The organism is Nocardioides sp. SRI_004, assembly GCF_057586415.1.
Map to the genome: position 1 here is coordinate 34,183 of NZ_JBYCZV010000010.1, position 17,563 is coordinate 51,745.

A 17,563-nucleotide genomic window follows, 5' to 3' on the forward strand; every position below is an offset into this window, starting at 1 on the left:
GGCAGGATCAGGGGGTCGTGGCGTCGGTGGGTGCCGCGGACTCGCCGGTCGACGGCTCGGCCGTCTGCGTCACCGTCTCGGTGACGGTCGCCGTGGCGCTCGGGGTCGCCGACCCCGAGGGCGTCGCGGAGGTCGTCGCGCCGGTCGGCTCGACGGTGGCGCTCGCGGTGTCGTTGGGCGTCGGGGTCGCCGTGTCGCTGGGCGTCACGCCCTTCTTCCGACGGTCGTCGTCGCTGTCGTCCTCACCGAGGACGCCGCCGATCGACGTACGGTCCTTGCCGTCCGTGCCGCCGGTGATGCTGGAGACGCTCTTGCCGGCGATGAGCTCGATCGCACTGATCACGACGACGGCGATGAGGAAGACGACGGCCGCCAGCACCGCCAGCCGCTTCCAGGGCAGCGCCGCCCAGCGGTTGCCCGCCGGCGCCGGCGGGACCGGGATCTCGCCGGTGGAGACCTCGCTGCTCTCGCTGTGCCGGTGGGCCCGCGCCGCCTCGCGTTCGAGGGCGGCGGCCTGCACCTCGGCGACGCGGCGTCGGCTGGACTCGATGCCCTGCTTGTAGAGGGCGGTGCTGACGGTCGCGACGACGCTGCCGAGCGCGGCGCCGATCAGGGTGCCCGCGGCGCCGAGCGTGGAGAGCAGGACGGCGACGGTGACCGCCGCACCGGCGCCCGCGAACGTCGCGGGCCAGTCGATGCCCGGTCCGCGCCGCTCGGTCGCCTCCCTGTCCGCTGCCATGGGCTGGCGGTCAGTCGGTGCCGTTCGCGGCGATGAAGGACAGGATCTTCTCGGAGAGCTCGGGACGGCACACGATCACGTCGGGCAGGTAGACGTCGGCCTGGTTGTAGACCAGCTCGCTGCCGTCGACGCGCGAGGTGAACAGCCCGGCCGCCCGGGCGACGGCGACCGGCGCCGCCGAGTCCCACTCGTACTGCCCGCCCGCGTGCACGTAGGCGTCGGCGACGTCGCGCACGACGGACATCATCTTCACGCCGGCGGACCCCATCGGGACCAGCTCGGCGTCGAGCTCGGCCGCGAGCGCCTCGACGAACGCCGGCGGGCGCGTGCGCGACACGGCGATGCGCGGACGCGTCGACGTGCGCGGGGGTACGACGGGAGGCTGGCCGGTGTTGAAGGTCTCCCCCAGCGCGGGCTGGGCCACGGCACCGGCGACGAGCTCGCCGTCCTGCCACAGAGCGACGTGGACCGCCCAGTCGTCGCGCGGCGGCTCGGAGAACTCACGGGTGCCGTCGAGCGGGTCGACGATCCAGACCTTGGTCGCCGTCAACCGGGCGTCCTTGTCGGCGGCGCTCTCCAGGGCCTCCTCGGACAGCACGGCGTCGTCGGGCCGGTGCTGCGCGAGCAGGTCCATGAGCAGCAGGTGCGCGGCCCGGTCGCCGGCGTCCTTGAGCTCCTTGCCCTCCAGCCCCTCACCACGCACCTCGAGGAGGCGGCGGCCGGCCTCCTCGGCCAGCCAGGCAGCGAACAGGTGGTCGTCGGCGACGACCTCGGGGGCGGGGGTTCCGGGCTCGAAAGTCACCGGGCCAGACTAGCGATGCCCGCCGAGTTGCCGGATTGGGCGGTCGGCGGAAACCGGCAACTCGGTGCTCGGCGACGCGCTCGCGCCTACGAGTTGAACTTCTGCTGCGTCTTCTCGAGGCCGTCGGTGATGAGCGACTCGACGGCGTCGGCGGCCGTGTCGATCTGGAACGGCAGCTCCTTGCGCTCCGTGGTCGAGTAGTTCGACAGCACGAAGTCGGCCACCTCCTGGCGGCCCGGCGGGCGGCCGATGCCGGCGCGCACCCGGTAGAAGTCGCCGGTGCCGAGGGAGGAGCGCATGGACTTCAGGCCGTTGTGGCCGTTGTCGCCGCCGCCCAGCTTGGAGCGCAGCGTGCCGAAGTCGATGTCGAGCTCGTCGTGGATCGCGATGATCCGGCTGGGCGGCACCTTGTAGAAGGTGGCCAGCGCCTTGACCGGGCCACCCGACTCGTTCATGTACGAGCGGGACTTGGCGAGGACGACGCGCGGCGAACCGGCGCCGGGGCCGCCGATCCGGCCCTCGACGACGTCGGCGCGGCCGGTCTTGTGGGCGCGGAAGCCGCTGCCCAGCCGGCGAGCCAGCTCGTCGACGACCATGTAGCCGATGTTGTGCCGGTGACCGGCGTACGACGGTCCGGGGTTGCCGAGGCCGACGACCAGCCAGACGTCGGTGTCGCTCACGTCATCGCTCCAGGTCTCGGTGTCGTCGGTCGCGGCGGATGCGTCCGGAGACGCGGAACTCCCCGGCACGGACGACCGTGCCGGGGAGATCAGTCGGCCCAGGAACCACCTGAGCCGGCCGAAGGTCACTCGCTGTCGCCACCCTCGGCGGCGTCGGCGGCCTCGGGCTCGTCCTTCTCGATGCCGGCCTCGGCCTCGGCCTGCTCCAGCTCGGCCTCGGCGGCCTCGGCGGTCTGCGCGGCGGTCACGTTGACGACCAGCGTCTCGGCGTCGGTGAGCAGGGTGGTGCCGGACGGCAGCGCGATCTGGCTGGCGAGGAACTGGGTGCCGGCCTCGGCGTCGGTGACGTCGACCTCGAACTGCTCGGGGATGTGGGTGGCCTCGGCCTCGACCTGGATGGTCGCGTTCTCGGTGACCACGAGGGTCTCGGCGGCGGCCTCGCCGACGACGATGACGGGGACGTCGACGGTGACCTTCTCGCCGCGCTTCACGGCGACGAAGTCGACGTGCTCGAGGACGCGGCGGACCGGGTCGACCTGGACCTGCTTGGTCAGCGCGAGCTGGCTCTCGCCGTTGATGTCGAGCTCGAGCAGCGCGTTGGCGCCACCGTGCTTGATCGCCATCATCGTGTCGTGGCCCGGAAGGGTGACGTGGATCGGGTCGTTGCCGTGGCCGTAGACGACGGCCGGGATCTTGTGCTCGCGGCGGATGCGGCGGGCGGCGCCCTTGCCGAACTCGGTGCGCAGCTCGGCGGTGATCTTCTCGGTGCTCATGGGGAAACTCCTCGGTCGTCCTTGTCGGGTGTGATCACCCCGGAGACAGGAGCGCCGCGCTTCCCTGGCCCGATGATCGGCAGGGCGCGCGGCGTCGTGGGACGAGCCGGCCCAGTCGATCACGGAGTCACAGAAGCGGGTGCTCCCTCGCCGAGGCAACCGGAAGAGGCTACCCAACGACGGCGGACGGGGCGAAATCCGCGCACCGGCCTACGGGGCGTAGGGGTCGGTGATCTCCCGCAGCGCGACCAGCGCGTCCTGCAGGGCCGCCATCCGCTCCGCGCCGAGGTGGCGCCGCCACTCGCGCTCGATGGCCCGCTCCTCCTTCCGCGCGAGCCGCTGCACCTCCCGGCCGCGGGGCGCGATGACGACGAGGCGGGCGCGGGCGTCCGACGGGTCGGGCACCCGTTCGACGTACCCGCACCGCTCGAGCTGGTCGACGAGCACGCTCGCACTCTGCTTGGTGATCCGCGCCTGCTCGGCGAGCTCGGTGACCCGGATGCCGTCGTCGCCGAGCCGCGCGGCGGCGCGGGCCATCGCGGGCGTCAGGTCGTCGTACCCGGCAGCGAGGACGGCGTCGGCGACGCGCTGCTCGACGTAGCGGGCACCGATGAACATCAGCAGACCCGGATGTGGTCCGGCCACGACTCCCCCTCACGAATTGCCTTGACGAACTGGTCAACAAGACTGACCATATCAGTCAGGAAGACTGACCAGTTCGGATCGAGGGAGCGCGCGATGGACAAGGCCACGCTATGGACCTGGATCCACGCCGAGCGCGCGGCACTCGCCGCCACCCTGGCCGAGATCACGCCGGAGGAGTGGGCGCACGACACGCTCTGCCCCGGCTGGACCGTGCACGACATCGCGGCGCACGTCATCTCCAACCCGCAGATCGGCTGGGGCGAGATGGGCGGCCTGATGGCCCGCAACCTCGGCCGCAGCTACAACGCCATGATCTTCCGCGAGGTGAAGCGGCTGGGCGCGCGCGAGACGCGGGAGAGCATCCTCGCCGACTTCGACCGCTTCGCCACGAGCACCCGCCACGTGCCGACGACGACCACCGTGGAGCCGCTCATCGACGCGCTGCTCCACCACCAGGACATCGTCCGCCCGCTGGGGCGACCCCACGAGATGCCACCAGAGGCGGCGGCCGTCGCCGCCGACCGGGTACGACGCCTCGCTCCGCTGATGGGCACGCGGAGGCTCGTGCGGAGCGTGCGGATGGTCGCGACCGACGTGGCGTGGACCCGCGGCGAGGGGCCGACCATCGAGGGGCCGATGCAGGAGCTGCTCATGATCGCGTCCGGGCGCCGCCCGGACCCCGCCCTGGTCTCCGGGGAGGGCACGGCCCTGGTGCCGGCACTGGCCTGACCCTCGCGACTCGCGCTCCCCCCCGGCCCGGTCGATACCCGGCTATACTTCCGGAAAGTATCGGAAGGTATCGACGCCATGGCTCCTTCGCCCGCCAATCCCTTCACACCCGGCCAGTCGCCCCGCTTCCTGGCCGGGCGCACAGCCGAGCGCCGTCGTATCCAGGACCGCCTCGCCCGGGTGTCGACGTACGGCGAGCTCGCCGGCCCGCTGCTCGTCTTCCACGCCCCGCGCGGGCTCGGCAAGACGTCCCTGCTGCGCGCGGCCGAGGCCGAGGCCGCCAGCCTGGGATTCGTGTCCGTGTGGGTCGCCTGCGCCCGCGACCAGCGGCTCCTCCCGGAGCTGGCCGAGCGCGTCCGTGGCGCGCTCGCCCGGCACGACGCGCTGGGCGACCCGGGCCGGGCCACCCGGCTCGAGGGCCTCACGATCGAGCTCGGCGTACCGGGCGCCAAGGTCCAGGCCGAGCTCGGCCGCCGCGAGACGGCCGCCGTGTCGACGCCGATCCTGGCCCTCGAGGAGTTGCTGGGCGAGGCCGCCCGCCTGGTCCGCGCACATGGCGGAGCCGGCCTGCTCGTGTTCCTCGACGAGCTCCACGCCGCCGACCCGGGCGAGCTCGCCGTACTCCTCAACGCGTGGCAGAACCTCGACGGGGCGCCGGACGCGGTCCCGCTGAGCATCATCACCGCGGGCCTCCCGGTCACACCGGAGGCGATCACCCGCGCGGCGACCTTCGGGGAGCGCAGCTCGTTCATCCCGCTCGACCTCCTCGCCCCCACCGACGCCCGCGCCGCCCTGGTCCGCACCGCCGAGGCCGAGGGCGTCAGCTGGGCCGAGGACGCACTCACCCTCGTGACCGACGAGGCCCGCGGCCATCCCTACCTGCTGCAGCTGCTGGGCAACACGACCTGGGACGCCGCCTCCCCCGCCGCCGGCGCCGTCCTGACCGCCGACGACGTACGCCGCGGCGTCCCGCACGCCCGGACCCAGCTGAACGCGATGCATCGCGCCCGCTGGGGAGCGGCCACGCCGACCGAGCAGGCCTTCCTCGTCGCGATGGCGTCAGCGGGCGAGGGCAACGTGACCCGGGCGCAGATCGCGGCGGCGATGGGCAGGGACAGCCGCGCCATCAGCGACCCGCGCGAGCGCCTCATCGAGAAGGGCGTGATCGAGCCCGTCGGCCACGGTCTGGTGCGGTTCACGCTGCCGGGGTTCGGGGCGTTCGTGAGGTCGCTCGACGAGGCGTGAGGCCAGGCCCGCAGGGTGCGCCGGTTGGGCACGAACTGCAGGCCCCAGCCCCGAAATGTTGCGGATTGGTCCCAAACCGCAGCAATTCGGAACGGCGATTCCGCTACGCGTGCCCGTCGAACATGCTCGTGACGGACCCGTCCTCGAACACCTCGCGGATGGCCCGCGCGACGAGCGGCGCGATCGACAGCGTGGTCAGCTTGTCGAACTGCTTCTCCGGCGCGACCGGCAGCGTGTTGGTGATGACGACCTCGGTGGCGACGCTGTTCTTCAGCCGGTCGACGGCGGGGTCGGACAGGATCGCGTGGGTCGCGGCGATGATCACGCCCGCGGCACCGTCGGCCATGAGGGCGTCGGCGGCCTTCACGATCGTGCCGCCGGTGTCGATCATGTCGTCGGTGAGGACGCAGATCTTGCCCTTCACGTCACCGACGACGCGGTTGGCGACGACCTCGTTGGCGACGTCGGTACGCCGCGTCTTGTGGATGAACGCCAGCGGGGCGCCGCCGAGGCGGGCCGCCCAGCGCTCGGCGACCTTGATCCGGCCGGCGTCCGGGGAGACGACGGCGAGCTCCTGGTCGCCGTACTTCTCCTTGATGTAGTCCGTCAGCACCGGCAGCGCCATCAGGTGGTCGACGGGGCCGTCGAAGAAGCCCTGGAGCTGGTCGGCGTGCAGGTCGACGGTGATGATCCGGTCGGCCCCGGCGGTCTTGAAGAGGTCGGCCATGAGGCGGGCCGAGATCGGCTCGCGGCCGCGGTGCTTCTTGTCCTGGCGGCTGTAGCCCCAGAACGGCATGACCACGGTGATCCGCTTGGCGGAGGCGCGCTTGAGCGCGTCGACCATGATCAGGTGCTCCATGATCCACTCGTTGATCGGAGTGGTGTGGCTCTGGATGACGAAGGCGTCGCAGCCGCGGACCGACTCCTCGTAGCGGATGTAGATCTCGCCGTTGGCGAACTCGCGCGCGTCGGTCGGGACCAGCTGCTGGCCCAGGATCGTCGCGACCTCGGCCGCCAGCTCGGGGTGTGCCCGGCCGGAGAAGACCATCAGGTTCTTCTCTGTCGTCTTCTTCAGACCGCTCACGCGCGTGACTCCCCTGGTCGGCGAAGGTGCTGCCTAGGATTCTGCCTGCTCGGCGGGGTCGTCCCCAAGTCCCTGCGTGTTTTCGGACTGTTCACCGGTCTGGGCGGCCAGCGCGGCGGCCGCGGCGTCCCCCTGGGCGGTGCCGGCCCGCCGGCTCAGCACCCAGCCCTCGAGGTTGCGCTGGGGTGAGGTGCTGACCGCGAGCGCCCCGGCGGGGACGTTGCGGCGCACGACGGTCCCGCCGCCGGTGGAGGCGCCGTCGCCGATCTCGATCGGGGCGACGAAGGTGTTGTTGGAGCCGGTCTTCGCGTGCCGGCCGACCTTGGTGCGGTGCTTGTTGACGCCGTCGTAGTTGGCGAAGATCGTGCCGGCGCCGATGTTGCTGCCCTCGCCGATCTCCGCGTCGCCGACGTAGGAGAGGTGCGGGACCTTCGCTCCCTCGCCGATCTTCGCGTTCTTGGTCTCGACGAAGGTGCCGATCTTGCCCTTGGCACCGAGCTCGGTGCCGGGGCGCAGGTAGGCGAACGGGCCGACGGTCGCGCCGGCGCCGATGACCGCGAGCTGCCCGTGGGTCCGTACGACCCGCGCGCCGGCGCCGATCTCACAGTCCTCGAGGGTGGTGTCGGGGCCGATGACCGCGTCCTCGGCGACGACGGTCGCGCCGAGCAGCTGGGTGCCGGGCAGGATCGTCACGTCCTGCGCCAGTACGACGTCGGCGTCGATCCACGTGGTCGCCGGATCCATGACGGTGACGCCCTCGCGCATCCAGCGGGTGACGATGCGGCGGTTGAGCTCGCGGCCGAGCTCGGCGAGCTGGGCGCGGTCGTTGGCGCCCTCGGTCTGCAGGGCGTCCTCGACGGCGTGCGCGGCGACGGTCAGGTCGGCCTCGCGGGCCAGCGCGATCGCGTCGGTGAGGTAGTACTCGCCCTTCGCGTTGTCGTTACCGATCCGGCCGATCGCGTCGGCGAGGAAGGCGGCGTCGAAGGCGAGGATGCCGGAGTTGATCTCCGTGATCGCCCGCTGCTCCTCGGTCGCGTCCTTCTCCTCGACGATCGCCTGCACGGTGCCGGCCTCGTCGCGCACGATCCGGCCGTAGCCGTGGGGGTTCGCGACGATGCCGCTGAGGATGCTGACGGCCGCGCCGGCCGCCCGGTGGAAGTCGGCGAACGCCCGGAGCGTCTCGCCCGCGAGGAGCGGCGTGTCGCCGTACGCGATGAGGACTGTGCCCTCGCTCGGCGGCGCGTCGAGGGCCTCGAGGGCGACGCGCACGGCGTGGCCGGTGCCGAGCTGCTCCTCCTGCACCGCCAGGACGGTGTCGGAGCGGACCTCGGTGACGTGCGGGGCGACCAGCTCGCGCTGGTGGCCGACGACGGTGACCACGCGGGTCGGCTCGAGCGAGCCGACCGCGGTGAGCACGTGGCCGATCATGGAGCGCCCCGCGATGCGGTGGAGCACCTTCGGGGTCTTCGACTTCATCCGGGTGCCCCCGCCGGCGGCGAGGACGATGACGGTCAGCTGCTCAGTCACCCCGTCACAGTAATCGGACCCGGTCAGCGGCCGTCCAACCAGGCCAGCACCGCCAGCACGCGGCGGTTGTCGTCGGACGCCTGCGGCAGGTCGAGCTTGGCGAAGATGTTGTTGGTGTGCTTGCCGACGGCCTTCTCGGTGACGACCAGCCGGGCCGCGATCGCCGCGTTGGAGCGGCCCTCGGCCATCAGCGTGAGCACCTCGCGCTCCCGGTCGGTGAGCCGGTCGAGGGGGCGGCTGCGCGCGGAGACGAGGGCGGCGACGACCTCCGGGTCGAGCACGGTGCCGCCATCGGCGACCTGCCGCACGGCCGCGAGGAAGGCGTCGACGTCGGCGACCCGGTCCTTGAGGAGGTAGCCGATCGAGCCCTCTCCCCCGGCCAGCAGCTGTCGGGCGTAGAGCGGCTCCACCCACTGGCTCAGCACCAGCACCGGGAACGCCGGGCGGGCCTCGCGGACGGCGGTCGCCGCCTCGAGGCCCTCGGTCGTGTGCGTCGGCGGGAGCCGTACGTCGACCACCGCGATGTCGATGTCCTCGCGGGCCAGCGCCCGGGCCAGCGAGGGTGCGTTGTCCACCGCCTCGACGACCTCGATGCCGCCGGCCTCGAGGATCCGGGTCAGGCCCACCCGCAGGAGGGCCTGGTCCTCGGCGAGCACCGCCCGCAACGGCTGCTCCGTCAGGCTGTCCGGCACGGCACCTCCAGCTCCACCAGGGTCGGTCCCCCGGCCGGGCTCAGCACCCGGACGTCGCCGTCGAAGGCGTCCAGCCGCCGCGCGACACCGGCGAGCCCGGAGCCCGTGGCGTCGGCGCCCCCGCGGCCGTCGTCGCCGACCGTGATCCGGAGCCGGTCGCCGTCGTACCTGCCGGTGACCCAGGCCCGGCTCGCAGCCGCGTGCTTGACGGTGTTGGCGAGGCACTCCGCGACCGCGAAGTACGCCGCCGACTCGACCGGCGCCGGCAGCCGCGGGACCTCGACGGCCACCGACGTGGGGACGGGCAGGGCGAGCGCGAGCGCCTGGACCGCGCCGGCGAGGCCCCGGTCGGCCAGCACCGGGGGGTGGATGCCGCGGACCACGCTGCGCAGGTCGTCGAGCGCGTCCATGGTCGTCTCGCGGGCCTCGCGCAGCAGGGCCGCCGCGGCGTCGGGGTCGGTGCGGACGAGCTTCTCGGCGAGGCCGACGTTCATGCCGACCGACGCGATCCGGGCCTGGGCGCCGTCGTGGAGGTCGCGCTCGATGCGTCGCACCTCGGCGGCGTTGTGGTCGAGCGTCTCCGCCCGCGACTCCTCGACCTGCTCGACGCGCTGCTCGAGCCGGGTGACCCGCGAGTCGCCGAGCATCGCCCGCTCGGCCAGCGCCCGTGCCCGGACGAGCGGCGGGGTGACGAACCACCACGCCACGAGGGCCGGGCCGCTGAGGACCAGCAGGAGCAGCCAGATCCAGCCGGAGGCGGTGACGGCGAGGATCAGCCAGGTGACCGGCAGGGTCAGCAGCGCCACCGGCAGCAGCGACATCGCGAAGCCGCCCGACGCCGAGAACCACAGGAAGCCGACATTGCGCCACCGCGCCGGGTCGCGCATCCAGCGCACCGGTCGCACCAGGGCGGCGACCTCGCCGGAGCGGGCGTAGCCGGGGGTGATCTCCTCGTCCAGCAGGCGACCGCTGACCCGGCGGTGCAGGGCCGTGAGCCCCGCCGTCGCCGGTACGACGGCCTGGGCGAGCAGGATCCCCAGCCCCAGCGCCGGCCCGAGCGCCAGGCAGAGGACGGTCAGGATCGCGAGGGCCAGGCTCGGGACGAAGGAGGCGGCGTACGCCGCGGAGACCAGGGTCAGGCGCAGCCGGTCGAGGAGGCCGTCGGCGGTGAGCTCGAACGGCCGCCCGAGTCGGACCGGCGCGAGGATCTGCATCGTCGTGAAGTCTGTCATCGTCCGACCACCTGTGCGCGCACGGACGTGCGGGCGGCGCAGAGGGTGAGCGCCACGACGCCCGCCACGACGGCCGGGACCAGCCACAGCCCGCCGTCCGGGACCGCGCCCTCGTGCCGGGCGATCGCGAAGGGCACGACCGTCGTCAGGGCGGCGAGGGTGCCGAGCACGACGCCGATCGCCGCGACGATCGCCGCCTCGGCCACGACGGACCGCTCGACCTGGCGCGGGGTGGCGCCGATCAGGCGCAGCCGCTGCAGCTCGTCGCGACGGTGCGCGATCGCCGCGACGAACGCGTTGACCACCATGATCGCGGCGAACAGCGACAGCATGCCGACGACGACGTTGTTGAGCAGCGTGATCGTGTCGCTGTCGGGGTTGCCGGCCGGGAGGGTGCGGGCGTCGATGTCCACCAGCAGCAGCGTCCCGACGGCGGCCGAGGTCAGCACCAGCACCGGCGCGAGCACGCCGGCGAGCAGGTGCGCCCTCCGGGCCGTGTTGTACGACGCCAGGTGCCCGCTCGCGCCCGCCCGGCCGACCAGCAGGCCGGCCGGAGCGGCGAACCACCGCAGCAGCACCGGTGCCAGCACGGCGAGCCCGACGCCGACGAGGATCGAGCTCGACCCGCTCGTGGACATCGCGGCGTAGGGGTCCTCGTCGTGCGCGGTCACCGCGACGGTGATCACGGCCATCGCGATGCCGTAGCCGACGAGGACGACGGCGGCGAGGACCCGCCACCAGCGCATCCGGCCCTGCTCCGCGGCCGCCTCCCGGAGGAGGACGCCCGCGGGGCCGCGGGTCGCGCGCCGGGCCGCCACCCAGGTGGCCACGCCGGCGGCGACCAGCACCAGCACGGCGGCGGCGCCGACGGAGGCCGGGCCGGCGTCGTACACGGTGGCGTCGGCGACGAGCCCGCCGGATCGGACCAGGTCGAACAGGGCGTGGCCGGTGACGCTCGCGACGAGCGCGCCGAGCAGCGCGGCGAGGGTCGTCACGGCGGCCGTCTCGCGGACCACGAGCCGCCGGGCCTGGCGCGGGGTGGCCCCGACCGTGCGGAGCAGGCCGATCTCGCCGGCCCGCTGGTGGGTGGTGATGCCGACCGTCGAGGCGACGGAGAAGAGCACGATCATCGAGCCCCAGCCACCGACCACGGCGCCCAGGATGACGAGGGTGTCGGCGTCGGTGCCGCTCGCGGCGGAGGACGACTCGGCCAGCGTGGCGAAGGAGCCGATGAGGACCGTGCCGAGCAGGACCGCGAGGAAGGTGGCGGTCGCCGCGAACGGCCGCTGGCGCAGGCTGCGCAGGGCCAGGGAGTTCATCGGGCCACCACCAGGTCGTCGAGGTGCGCCATCTGGCCGGCGACCGCGTCGGCGGTGGGGTGGGTCATCCGTCCCGCGACGCGGCCGTCGACGAGGAAGACCACTTCGTCGGCGTACGACGCCGCGACGGGGTCGTGCGTCACCATCACCACGGTCTGGCCCATCTCCGTCACGCTGGAGCGCAGCAGGGCGAGGATCTGGCGGGCGGTGGCGCTGTCGAGGGCGCCGGTCGGCTCGTCGGCGAGGACCACCTCGGGGTCGGTCACCAGCGCCCGCGCGATCGCGACCCGCTGCTGCTGGCCGCCGGACATGCTGCCCGGCAGGTGGTGCGCGCGGTCGCCGAGGCCGACCCGCTCGAGCAGGTGGCGGACCTTGGCGCGGTCGGGCCGGTGGCCGGCGAGCCGGGCCGGCAGCGCGACGTTCTGGGTGGCCGAGAGGTAGGGCAGCAGGTGGAAGCCCTGGAAGACGAAGCCGATCCGCTCCCGGCGCAGGCGGGTACGACGGTCCTCGTCCCAGTCGGTGACGTCCTCGTCGCCGATGAGGACCCGGCCGGAGGTGGGCCGGTCGAGGCCGGCCGCGCAGGACAGGAAGGTGGACTTGCCGGAGCCGGACGGGCCCATCACCGCGGTGAAGGTGCCGCGGCGGAACTCGAGGTCGATGCCAGCGAGGGCGGAGATCGTGGCGTCGCCGGTGCCGTAGGTGCGGGTGAGGCCGTGCACGGCGAGGGCCGTGGCGGTGGGGCTGGTGGTCATGCGGTGCTCCTGGGAGTCGTCGGATCGGATGACTCCGACGCTAGGAACGCCGCGCCCCGGCCACGATGGGCCTGCACCGCCAGTGCGGGGTGGGGTTTTCCCCACCCCGGGACCACATCCGGCCACACGCTTTCCACAGTTCGGCGAAAGCGGGTGCGATCCCGGCCGATCAGGCGTATCACGGAAGAGAGACAACCGACCGACCGAAGGGAGCACGACGATGTGCGACCACAGCCCGCAGTGCCCGTCCGCAGGCGACGCCGACTGCTGCACCGCCCACGTGACGTCCGACCACAGCGAGCAGGGCTGGTGCCGCCTGTGCAACGGGGTGATCCTGTTCGACGACGGCGCCTACCTGACGCCCGACGGGCGCCCGATGGAGCTGCGCCGCTCGGCCTGACGGCTAGGCCGAGGTCCCCCGGAGCAGCTCGAGCACCGGCGCGAACATCGTCGACTTGATCGACTCGAGCGTCGCGACGTCCTTGCCCTGGAGAGGGGCGACCCGCGCGACGGCGTCGGCCAGCAGGCCCTCCTCGGCGGCCGTCGCGTCGACGATCCCGGCAGCCTCGGCCTCGGGCCCGCCGAAGCGCGCGCCGGTCGTCATCGCGTCGACCGCGGACCGCGGCGTGAGGCGGGCCTGGATCAGCGCCGCCATGCCGGGCGTGAACGGGATCCGGATGTCCACCTCGGGCAGGCAGAAGAAGCCGCGGTCCGCCCGCATCACCCGCCAGTCGTGCGCGAGCGCGAGCATCGCGCCGGCACCGAACGCGTGCCCGTTGACGGCCGCCACGGTCGGGACCGGCAGCGCGAGGAAGCGCGCGAGCAGGCGCTCGACCCGCTGCGCGTAGCCGCCGAACTCCTCGGGGTTCGCCATCGCCCAGTCGAGGTCGAGCCCGTTGGAGAAGAACTTGCCCCCGCCGGTGGTCACCAGCGGCGTCCCTGCCTCGACGACCCGGTCGAGCGCCGCCTCGACCTCGTCCAGCCAGGCGAGGGTGAACCGGTTCTCGTCGTCGCCGATCGTGAGCACCGCGATGCCGTCGGTGATGTCCAGCGTGGTCATGTCATTGCCTCCTGTGGCCTCCGGTCGGGCTGGCCCAGTGTGGCGGCAACGGCCCGGGAGCGCACTACCCTCGCCCCATGACGAACGCCCCGCTGGCCGATCGCCTCCTCGACGCCCAGGTGGCCTGGCTGGTCGGCCGGCTCACCGGCGACGAGCTGCCCGGCATGGTCGAGCGCGACCTCCGGGCCCTCCTCGACCTGGAGTCCCGGATCACCCTGGCCGACCTCGTCGACGCCGCGCGGGCGAAGCAGATCGTCCGTGAGGCCCTCGCCACCGTCCCGGCCAGCACGGGCGCCAGCACGATCGTCACGATGGTCGCCGACGTCGTGTACGACGGCCCCGAGGCGTCGTACACGCTGGGCGAGGTGGTCTCCCGCGAGGACGTCGAACGGATCGCCGCGGAGGTCCTCTCGCGCACCGACCTCCTGGCGCGACTGCTCGACGACGTGAGCGCCAGCCCGCTCGCCTCGAGCCTTGCCTCGCGCTTCGTCGGCCGCCTCGTCGGCGAGGTGCTGCAGTCGAACCGGGCCGCGGCGGAGAGGATCCCGGGCCTCGGCGCCTTGGTGGCGCTGGGCGTGGGGGCGGCCGGTGTGGTCGCCGGTGCCGCCGACAAGCAGATCGAGGGCGTCCTCGGGATGGGCGCGACCTTCGCGACGCGGCGCCTCAACCGCGTCCTCGTCGAGACCCTCAAGGACCCGGCGGCACGGGCCGCCGTCCTCGAGGTCTACGACCTGTACGCCGACCGCCCGATCCCCCACCTGCGCGACGCCGCGAAGCGCACGGACGTCCACCAGACCGCCGGCCTGCTGCAGGACGTCGCCATCTCGGGCGCCACCAGCGAGCCGGTGCTGGCGCTGGCCGACGCCCTCGTCGAGGCGTTCTGGCGGATCTACGGCGACCACCCCGCCACCGCGTTCGCCACCGACCTCGGCCTCGACCGCGACGCGCTCGTCGCCCAGGCCACCTCGATGGCATCGGTCGCCGTCGCGGTCGCCCACGACAACGGCGACCTGGAGCGCCTCGTGCGGGAGCGGCTCGCGCCGTTCTACGCGTCCCCGGAGGTCGCGGCGATCCTCGACGAGTCCGTCGGGTAGGCACCGGCCGGCCACCGGTTCGAGCCTCGGGCTCAGTCGGGTCGAGCGGTCGCCCAGGCGACGCCCAGCTCGAGCATCGAGCCCACGCCGTAGTGCGACATCGCCTCGGAGAGGCGGCGGCGGCCCGTGCGCTCGGACAGGCCCAGCGCCCGCGAGGCCGCCTCGAGCGTCGCGCCGCTGCTCATCAGGGCGAGCAGCGCGTGCCAACCGGCGCCACCACTGTGCACCGGGACCGCGCGCTCCCACATCCGCTCGAACAGCCAGTCCGCCATGGCCGCGACCGAGCGGTCGCGCACCGCCATGACCGACGTCGGCCACCGCTCGCCCCACACCACCGGGAGCGCGACCGTCGTGGCGTCGGCCACCCAGAACCAGCTGGGCGGGTCGGCGAGGAGCCGGATCTGGACGCCGCCGGCCAACTCCTGCGCGAGCCGCTCCTGGGCGTCGGGGTGGGTCGCGTCCGCGATCGAGGCGATCACGCGGGCGTGCCGGCCCTCGCCCCGGCTGGCCTCGTGCCAGACCTCCTGCATCGCCCGATCCGCGACGAAGAGGCCCGTGGCGTCGGGCAGCACGACATCGGTGCGCCTGAGGACCTCGCGCGCCTGCCGCGCGTGCCACAGGTCGACGACCGCCTCGGGACCGTGGAAGAGCTCGACGTCCCACGCGGGGTGGCCGGGATTCGCGGTCTCCCACTCCTCGGCCAGCGAGGGCAGGCGTCCGACGATCTCGGCCAGGTCCGCGAGCCCCGCGACGAGGTCGCCGGCGAGGCCGTCCGCCCGGCGCCGTACCACCTCCGCGACCACGGCGGCGGGAGCCGCGCACCGCAGGTGGTCCCCCCGCAGGACGACATACCCCTCGGCCTCGAGCTGCGCGAGGTCGTGCCGAACGACCGCCTCCTCGCGCACCGCCAGGGCAGCCAGCTCCGGCACCGTGCCCGCCCGGGTCCGCAGCGCGACGGCGAGCAGGTCCAGGGCGGACTGTCCGACCTGCCCGAACCGGTCGTGAGACATGGGTCGATCGTGGCACGGAGGTGGTGGCGGCGCCGTGCCCCACCCGGTCGATCCGGATCCGGGCTGGCCACTTCCTGCCATGGCCGGATAAGGACACACATTCCGGCGTCCGCGCCGAAAGAGTCGGTGCACGGGCCCACGACAGCGCCCTCGGACGAAGGAACACACATGCACGTACCTCGGGCACACCTGCCTCGCACCCGACGGGTCGGCGCGGGCATCGCCACCGCCGCCGTCGTCACCGCCGGCCTCGCCTGCCTCGGGCCGGCCCACGCCGCCGACCTCGCCGACTTCCCCCGGACGGTCGACTTCACCCCGACCGACCTCGTCGCCACCGCCGACGACCTGTACGCCGTCGGCTACGTCGGTGTCGACCTCGATGGCGACTACCAGTTCGACCAGCTCGACGGCTACGTCGAGGCAGCGGGCTCGGGCGAGAAGATCTCCCTCGGCTCCGGCGCCTGGCCCACCGCCGTCAGCGCCAGCCCCGACGGCAGCACGCTCCAGGTGATCGGCACCCGTACGGACCAGGAGGCCCCCGAGAACGGGGCCGGCGGCCACCGCTGGACGATCGACACCGCGACCATGACGGTGACCGCCTCGGCCGGCCTCGGCCCCGGCAACGTCTTCGACGTCGCCTCGGACGGCGCGGACACCTACGTCACCACCTCGCTGAACGACACCGCGACCCTGCGGCTGCTCGGCGGCGGCGAGGTCTCCCTCGGCGACTCGATCTCTCCGGAGCGTCTCGGACTCCTCCCCGACGGCGAGTCGAGCCAGGTCGTCGTCGCCGGCTCGGACTACGTCGGGCAGGGGACGCAGGCGACCCTGCGCATGGTCGACGGCGACGTCGTCGGCCCGAAGGTGGTGCTCGGCCCCGACGGTGGCGCCGACGAGGGCGTCACCGGGATGGACGTCGACGAGGTCAACGGACTGGTCTACGTGACCACCTTCCGCAACGTCGAGGACGGCCCGCAGGAGTACGGCCTCAACGTCATCGGCCCCGACACCGATCTCTACGTCCCGATCGACTACCCGGTCTTCTCCGTCGCGGTCTCGCCCGACGGCGGGACGGTCTACCTCCCCGGCACCGGCGTCTCGGCCTACGACGTCGACCGGCTCACGTCGTACACGGAGGACGACCCGGCTCCGGCCGCCAGCCTCGGGGGAAGCGGCTGGGTCTCCCTCGCCACCGTCGATCCCAGCGGGCGTCTCTACGCCGCCATGGACCACGACGTCACCGACCCCGACACGGGCGAGACGCTGTCGACCACCAAGAAGCTGCACGCCCTCGAGGCTCCGCCCGCGCCGACCGGACTCGCGGCCACGACCTCCGAGTGGGACGCCGGCACCCTCCTGGCCTCCTGGACCGCGGCTGCCGGCACCGGGGGCGCCACGGAGGACTCGGTGACCTACCGGATCTCCCTCCAGGACCAGGCCGGCGGTGAGCCGGTCACCAGCGAGACCTTCCTGACCGAGGAGGAGCTCAGCGGCCTGCTGCCCGGGCACACCTACACCCTGAGCGTGGCGACCACGAACGGCGCCTTCACCAGCGCCCCGGCGACCACGACCTGGACCGCCCCGACGGCCGTGGCCGCTCCGAGCGCCGTGTCGGTGTCCGGCAACGTCGCGGTCGGGTCGCGGCTCTCGGTGCGGACCACTGGCGCCTGGCCGGCGGGCACGACGCTCTCGTACGAGTGGCGCAACAGTGCCGGCCAGGTGCTCGGCCGGTCCTCCACCCTGACGGTCGGCGCGGCCCAGGCCGGTCGGCGGATCAAGGTGTCCGTCACGGGTGAGCTGAGCGGCGCCGTACCGGCCACGGTGACCAGCGCCTTCAGCACCACAGTGGCCCTCGGCACCCTCGCCGGCCGCACCCCGGTGATCAGTGGCACGGCCAAGGTGGGCCGCACGCTGAGCGCCGCGGTGGGCACCTGGACCGCCGGCACCCGGCTCACCTACCGCTGGACGGCCAACGGTCGCACCATCCCGGGCGCGACGGCCCGGTCCTACCGACCGACCCGCGCCGTGGTCGGCCAGCGGATCCGCGTCGTGGTCACCGGCTCGAAGGCCGGCTACCGCACGCTGTCGAGGACGAGTGCCCCGACCGGTGCCGTCAAGCGCTGACCTGACCGAGGCGACGAGACGTGGCCCCCCACCCGGGGGCCACGTCCGGCCAGGAG

18 protein-coding genes are annotated in these 17,563 nt (G+C 73.4%); 5 read left to right on the forward strand and 13 right to left on the reverse strand.

The window, feature by feature from the left end; translation table 11 throughout:
• Nucleotides 1-7: 7 nt before the first annotated feature.
• From AC2YHB_RS14910 to AC2YHB_RS14930, 5 genes are all read right to left on the reverse strand, one after another.
• On the reverse strand, nucleotides 8-739 hold the full coding sequence (locus AC2YHB_RS14910; protein WP_179647999.1) for a hypothetical protein: 732 nt from the start codon (nucleotides 737-739) through the stop codon (nucleotides 8-10).
• A 10-nt stretch (nucleotides 740-749) separates the two neighbouring features.
• Nucleotides 750-1,541, reverse strand: coding sequence for a 3'(2'),5'-bisphosphate nucleotidase CysQ (locus tag AC2YHB_RS14915; RefSeq protein ID WP_179648000.1), 792 nt, complete (start codon nucleotides 1,539-1,541; stop codon nucleotides 750-752).
• 86 nt (nucleotides 1,542-1,627) lie between these two features.
• The gene (pth, locus tag AC2YHB_RS14920; protein WP_179648001.1) at nucleotides 1,628-2,221 is read right to left on the reverse strand and encodes an aminoacyl-tRNA hydrolase; all 594 of its coding nucleotides are present in this window, start codon (nucleotides 2,219-2,221) and stop codon (nucleotides 1,628-1,630) included.
• A 125-nt stretch (nucleotides 2,222-2,346) separates the two neighbouring features.
• On the reverse strand, nucleotides 2,347-2,994 hold the full coding sequence (locus tag AC2YHB_RS14925) for a 50S ribosomal protein L25/general stress protein Ctc (protein WP_179648002.1): 648 nt from the start codon (nucleotides 2,992-2,994) through the stop codon (nucleotides 2,347-2,349).
• A 210-nt stretch (nucleotides 2,995-3,204) separates the two neighbouring features.
• Nucleotides 3,205-3,639, reverse strand: coding sequence for a MarR family winged helix-turn-helix transcriptional regulator (locus AC2YHB_RS14930; protein ID WP_308645486.1), 435 nt, complete (start codon nucleotides 3,637-3,639; stop codon nucleotides 3,205-3,207).
• A 93-nt stretch (nucleotides 3,640-3,732) separates the two neighbouring features.
• On the opposite strand from AC2YHB_RS14930, the gene AC2YHB_RS14935 reads away from it, so the two are divergent.
• Together AC2YHB_RS14935 and AC2YHB_RS14940 are read left to right on the forward strand one after the other, a co-directional pair.
• A complete protein-coding gene (locus tag AC2YHB_RS14935; protein WP_036551028.1) occupies nucleotides 3,733-4,368 on the forward strand; it encodes a maleylpyruvate isomerase family mycothiol-dependent enzyme in 636 nt (211 codons plus the stop codon).
• A gap of 78 nt (nucleotides 4,369-4,446) precedes the next feature.
• The gene (locus AC2YHB_RS14940) at nucleotides 4,447-5,613 is read left to right on the forward strand and encodes an AAA family ATPase (protein WP_179648003.1); all 1,167 of its coding nucleotides are present in this window, start codon (nucleotides 4,447-4,449) and stop codon (nucleotides 5,611-5,613) included.
• A gap of 103 nt (nucleotides 5,614-5,716) precedes the next feature.
• On the opposite strand, the gene AC2YHB_RS14945 is transcribed toward AC2YHB_RS14940, so the two are convergent.
• From AC2YHB_RS14945 to AC2YHB_RS14970, 6 genes are read right to left on the reverse strand one after another with little or no spacing between them, the layout of a single operon-like run.
• Complete coding sequence (locus tag AC2YHB_RS14945) at nucleotides 5,717-6,697, reverse strand: ribose-phosphate diphosphokinase (RefSeq protein ID WP_036551026.1); 981 nt, start codon at nucleotides 6,695-6,697, stop codon at nucleotides 5,717-5,719.
• Nucleotides 6,698-6,730: 33 nt separating this feature from the next.
• A complete protein-coding gene (gene glmU / locus AC2YHB_RS14950) occupies nucleotides 6,731-8,224 on the reverse strand; it encodes a bifunctional UDP-N-acetylglucosamine diphosphorylase/glucosamine-1-phosphate N-acetyltransferase GlmU (RefSeq protein ID WP_487354220.1) in 1,494 nt (497 codons plus the stop codon).
• 23 nt (nucleotides 8,225-8,247) lie between these two features.
• A complete protein-coding gene (locus tag AC2YHB_RS14955) occupies nucleotides 8,248-8,889 on the reverse strand; it encodes a LuxR C-terminal-related transcriptional regulator (RefSeq protein WP_179652001.1) in 642 nt (213 codons plus the stop codon).
• 11 nt (nucleotides 8,890-8,900) lie between these two features.
• Nucleotides 8,901-10,148: a sensor histidine kinase gene (locus AC2YHB_RS14960; protein WP_036551023.1), complete on the reverse strand. Its 1,248-nt coding sequence runs from the start codon at nucleotides 10,146-10,148 to the stop codon at nucleotides 8,901-8,903.
• A complete protein-coding gene (locus AC2YHB_RS14965) occupies nucleotides 10,145-11,467 on the reverse strand; it encodes an FtsX-like permease family protein (RefSeq protein ID WP_179648005.1) in 1,323 nt (440 codons plus the stop codon). Before AC2YHB_RS14965 ends, AC2YHB_RS14960 begins: the two co-directional genes overlap by 4 nt.
• Entirely contained in the window at nucleotides 11,464-12,219 is a 756-nt protein-coding gene (locus AC2YHB_RS14970) for an ABC transporter ATP-binding protein (protein WP_036551018.1), read from the reverse strand. Before AC2YHB_RS14970 ends, AC2YHB_RS14965 begins: the two co-directional genes overlap by 4 nt.
• 220 nt (nucleotides 12,220-12,439) lie before the next feature.
• Between AC2YHB_RS14970 and AC2YHB_RS14975 the strand changes: the two genes are divergently transcribed.
• Nucleotides 12,440-12,619, forward strand: a complete 180-nt coding sequence (locus AC2YHB_RS14975; RefSeq protein WP_179648006.1) for a DUF5999 family protein — start codon at nucleotides 12,440-12,442, stop codon at nucleotides 12,617-12,619.
• A 3-nt stretch (nucleotides 12,620-12,622) separates the two neighbouring features.
• Here the strand turns inward: AC2YHB_RS14975 and AC2YHB_RS14980 are convergent, their stop codons facing one another.
• A complete protein-coding gene (locus AC2YHB_RS14980) occupies nucleotides 12,623-13,279 on the reverse strand; it encodes an enoyl-CoA hydratase-related protein (protein ID WP_179648007.1) in 657 nt (218 codons plus the stop codon).
• Between the two features lie 77 nt (nucleotides 13,280-13,356).
• Between AC2YHB_RS14980 and AC2YHB_RS14985 the strand changes: the two genes are divergently transcribed.
• Entirely contained in the window at nucleotides 13,357-14,373 is a 1,017-nt protein-coding gene (locus AC2YHB_RS14985; protein ID WP_487354221.1) for a hypothetical protein, read from the forward strand.
• Between the two features lie 32 nt (nucleotides 14,374-14,405).
• Here AC2YHB_RS14985 and AC2YHB_RS14990 read toward each other — a convergent pair whose 3' ends face one another.
• On the reverse strand, nucleotides 14,406-15,383 hold the full coding sequence (locus AC2YHB_RS14990; protein ID WP_179648009.1) for a hypothetical protein: 978 nt from the start codon (nucleotides 15,381-15,383) through the stop codon (nucleotides 14,406-14,408).
• Between the two features lie 168 nt (nucleotides 15,384-15,551).
• Here AC2YHB_RS14990 and AC2YHB_RS14995 point away from each other — a divergent pair, with 168 nt between their 5' ends.
• Complete coding sequence (locus AC2YHB_RS14995) at nucleotides 15,552-17,507, forward strand: fibronectin type III domain-containing protein (protein ID WP_487354222.1); 1,956 nt, start codon at nucleotides 15,552-15,554, stop codon at nucleotides 17,505-17,507.
• Nucleotides 17,508-17,563: the final 56 nt, after the last annotated feature.

Coding starts and splice junctions, on each gene's coding strand:
- AC2YHB_RS14960 (WP_036551023.1), bottom strand. CDS start 10,148: ATGACAGACTTCACGACGATGCAGATCCTCGCGCCGGTCCGACTCGGG.
- AC2YHB_RS14980 (WP_179648007.1), bottom strand. CDS start 13,279: ATGACCACGCTGGACATCACCGACGGCATCGCGGTGCTCACGATCGGC.
- AC2YHB_RS14990 (WP_179648009.1), bottom strand. CDS start 15,383: ATGTCTCACGACCGGTTCGGGCAGGTCGGACAGTCCGCCCTGGACCTG.
- AC2YHB_RS14925 (WP_179648002.1), bottom strand. CDS start 2,994: ATGAGCACCGAGAAGATCACCGCCGAGCTGCGCACCGAGTTCGGCAAG.
- AC2YHB_RS14995 (WP_487354222.1), top strand. CDS start 15,552: ATGCACGTACCTCGGGCACACCTGCCTCGCACCCGACGGGTCGGCGCG.
- AC2YHB_RS14940 (WP_179648003.1), top strand. CDS start 4,447: ATGGCTCCTTCGCCCGCCAATCCCTTCACACCCGGCCAGTCGCCCCGC.
- AC2YHB_RS14965 (WP_179648005.1), bottom strand. CDS start 11,467: ATGAACTCCCTGGCCCTGCGCAGCCTGCGCCAGCGGCCGTTCGCGGCG.
- AC2YHB_RS14985 (WP_487354221.1), top strand. CDS start 13,357: ATGACGAACGCCCCGCTGGCCGATCGCCTCCTCGACGCCCAGGTGGCC.
- AC2YHB_RS14935 (WP_036551028.1), top strand. CDS start 3,733: ATGGACAAGGCCACGCTATGGACCTGGATCCACGCCGAGCGCGCGGCA.
- AC2YHB_RS14970 (WP_036551018.1), bottom strand. CDS start 12,219: ATGACCACCAGCCCCACCGCCACGGCCCTCGCCGTGCACGGCCTCACC.
- AC2YHB_RS14975 (WP_179648006.1), top strand. CDS start 12,440: ATGTGCGACCACAGCCCGCAGTGCCCGTCCGCAGGCGACGCCGACTGC.
- AC2YHB_RS14910 (WP_179647999.1), bottom strand. CDS start 739: ATGGCAGCGGACAGGGAGGCGACCGAGCGGCGCGGACCGGGCATCGAC.